Annotated in this window: 3 protein-coding genes; 2 read left to right on the forward strand and 1 reads right to left on the reverse strand. The window is 63.4% G+C overall.

The annotated features are described in order from the left end of the window. A partial coding sequence (locus EN991_RS30435; protein WP_127370134.1) for an EAL domain-containing protein occupies positions 1 to 1,754 on the forward strand: 1,754 nt, incomplete at its 5' end. A 1-nt stretch (position 1,755) separates the two neighbouring features. Here EN991_RS30435 and EN991_RS30440 read toward each other — a convergent pair. Further along, the gene (locus EN991_RS30440; RefSeq protein ID WP_063169085.1) at positions 1,756 to 2,445 is read right to left on the reverse strand and encodes a TlpA disulfide reductase family protein; all 690 of its coding nucleotides are present in this window, start codon (positions 2,443 to 2,445) and stop codon (positions 1,756 to 1,758) included. Positions 2,446 to 2,480: 35 nt separating this feature from the next. Here EN991_RS30440 and EN991_RS30445 point away from each other — a divergent pair. Then, the coding region (locus tag EN991_RS30445; protein WP_245461117.1) for a lyase family protein at positions 2,481 to 2,916 on the forward strand (436 nt) is incomplete at its 3' end.

Here is a 2,916-nt window from a genome sequence, read left to right on the forward strand (position 1 = left end):
TCCTGGTTCTGTCGGCATCGGCGCTGTGGATCGATTTGCGCTTCCGTCGCCAGAAGCTCGAGGTCGACCGCATGCACGGCCTGGCCAATGCCGCCGTGGAGGGGCTGATCGTCTGCGACGGCAACCGCATCATCAGTGCCAATGACAGCATTGCGGCACTGACGGGCATCGCAACAGCGACGCTGAACGGAATGCAGCTTGGCGATCTCTTCGGATCCGATATGTCGGGCTTCGGCGAACAGCCGCAGGAGGCCGAATTGAGCGGTCGCGATGGCACGAGCATTCCTGTCGAGCTGATCGCCAGGAGCATCGACTACTGTGGCAAACCGCACAACGTGGTCGCGGTCCGCGATATTCGCGAGCGCAAGAAGGCGGAACAGGAGATCCTGCGGCTTGCCCATTTCGATCCCTTGACCGGACTGGCCAATCGCCGCAGCTTTTCCGGCCGGCTGGAGACGGAAATCGCTGCGATGGGCCGGACCAGGAAAGGCGGCCAGCTTGCGCTTCTGCTGCTTGATCTCGACCGGTTCAAGGAGGTCAACGACCTGTATGGGCACGGCGCGGGCGACGCCATGCTGCAGAAGGTTGCGCAGTGCGCGACCGGTATCCTTCGTCCAGGGCAGATGGTGGCGCGGCTGGGCGGCGATGAGTTCGCCATCATCGCGCCGAACCTGGCCGACCCGTTGGAGGCGGGCCGTATCGCCAACGCGGTGCTGACCGCCATGCGCGAGGAAAACCGGCTCTCGGTCGGCGGCGGCCTTGTGTCGGCAAGCATCGGCATTGCGGTGTATCCGTCGGATGCCGAAAACCAGGCCAGCCTGATAAGCCACGCCGATACGGCACTCTACCGGGCCAAGACCGAAGGCAAGGACACTTACCGTTATTTCGAAGCATCGATGGGGGCCGAGGCCCGCGACAAGCGCGTCATGGAGCACGAACTGCGCCAGGCGGTCGCACGCCAGGAGTTCTATCTCGTCTACCAGCCGCAGAAAGAGATCAGCAGCGGAAAGATGGTCGGCTTCGAAGCGTTGGTCCGCTGGCGGCATCCGACGCGCGGCGACGTGTCGCCGGCCATATTCATCCCGGTGGCCGAAGACAGCGGCGCCATTGGCCAGATTGGCGAATGGGTGCTGACGGCTGCCTGCGAGGAAGCCGCCCGCTGGGAAAATCCGCTGACAGTGGCCGTCAACGTTTCGGCGGTGCAGCTCCACAACACGAATTTCAGCCGCAAGGTCCACGAAACATTGCTGAATTCCGGCCTGGCGCCCGGCAGGCTCGAGCTTGAGATCACCGAGACGGCGCTTGTCAAGGACATGCCGCGGGCGCTGGCCACCTTGCGGCAGGTCAAGGCGCTGGGCGTGCGCGTGGCCATGGACGATTTTGGAACCGGCTATTCCTCGCTCTCCAACCTCCGCGCCTTCCCCTTCGACAAGATCAAGATCGATGGCTCCTTCATCAAGTCGGTCGACAAGAACGGCCAGGTCGCGGCGATCGTGCGCGCCGTCCTGGGACTTGGACGCGGTCTCGGCCTGCCGGTTCTGGCGGAGGGGGTCGAGACGCTCGGCGAACTGAAATTCCTGGACGCCGAAGCCTGCGAGATCGGCCAGGGCTATTATATCGGCAGGCCAGCTCTCATCGAAGAATTCGGCGATCTGACCAATGTCGTCGCACCCGCTGTCGGCAGCAAACCCGCTACCTTGCGCGACAGAAGCGTTCTGGCCTTCGCACCGGCACCTGCGCTAGCCACACGCTAGACTAGAGGCTCTCGGGCTTGAGTGCCGTCTCGACCAGCCGCCTGGCGTCCGGCCCCGACCATTCGGCCGGGCCGTTCATATGGGCGATCAGGCAGCCCTCGCCGTCGACCAGCATGGTGACAGGAAGGCCTAGCGCCAGGCCGCGCTTCTTGAGGTCGTTGAACAGCGCCATCGTCGAATCCCGGTAATAGCCAAGCGTCGCGACGCCGGTATCGCTGAGGAACTTCTTCGGCTTCACATCGTCGCCGGCATCGACATTGACGGCGATCACTTGAAAGGCGTCGCTGCCCTTTTCCTTCTGCAGCGCATCAAGCGCCGGCATTTCGGCACGGCACGGCGCGCACCATGTCGCCCACAGATTGAGCAGCACCGTCTTGCCGGCATGATCGGCAATCGTCATCGGCTTGCCGTCCGGACCGTTGAAGGCAAGGCTCTTCAGGGATTGTGGCGGATCGGCCGGCAAAAGTGCCGCGACCTCACCGGTGGCCGAAGCCGCGACCTTCTTGGCGCGGTCGCTCTTGGCCGCGCAGGCCACGTCGTCCTTGCTCTCACCCACGGCAGCTTGTGCCGGTGCATTGTTGCCAGACCGGCTCTCGCTGACATATACCGCGACCGCGCCCGCCAGCGCGCCCGCCACCAAGGCGGCGAGGATCAGGCGCGGGGCCGGGAAGAATCTACTACCGTCTGCCATTTTCTCAAAACTGCTCCGAAGCACGGGTTATAGCCATGAGCGACAAGAAAACCAGCAACCAGATGTGGGGCGGACGTTTTGCCTCGGGTCCGGCCGCCATCATGGAAGCGATCAACGCGTCTATCTCCTTCGACCGCAAACTCTATGCGCAGGACATCAAAGGCTCGATCGCCCATAGCGAGATGCTGGCGCAAACGGGCATTATTTCGGCGGCCGATCAAGAAAAAATCGCTGACGGGCTGAACACGATCCTGAGAGAGATCGAGGCGGGCAGCTTCGAGTTCTCGACGCGGCTCGAAGACATCCACATGAACATCGAGGCGCGCCTTGCCGATCTGATCGGTCCGGCGGCCGGCCGCCTGCACACCGCCCGCTCGCGCAACGATCAGGTCGCGGTCGATTTGCGGCTCTGGGTCAAGGAGGAGTGCTTTCGCGTCGCCGAGGCGTTGAAGGGGTTGATTGAGGCGTTGC

Origin of the sequence: Mesorhizobium sp. M7A.F.Ca.US.005.03.2.1 (assembly GCF_003997795.1) — a bacterium.
In the GTDB taxonomy this organism is placed as follows: Bacteria; Pseudomonadota; Alphaproteobacteria; order Rhizobiales; family Rhizobiaceae; genus Mesorhizobium; species Mesorhizobium ciceri.

Bases quoted from the DNA above. Each gene is read 5' to 3' on its own strand.
- EN991_RS30440 (WP_063169085.1), bottom strand. From the start codon at position 2,445: ATGGCAGACGGTAGTAGATTCTTCCCGGCCCCGCGCCTGATCCTCGCC.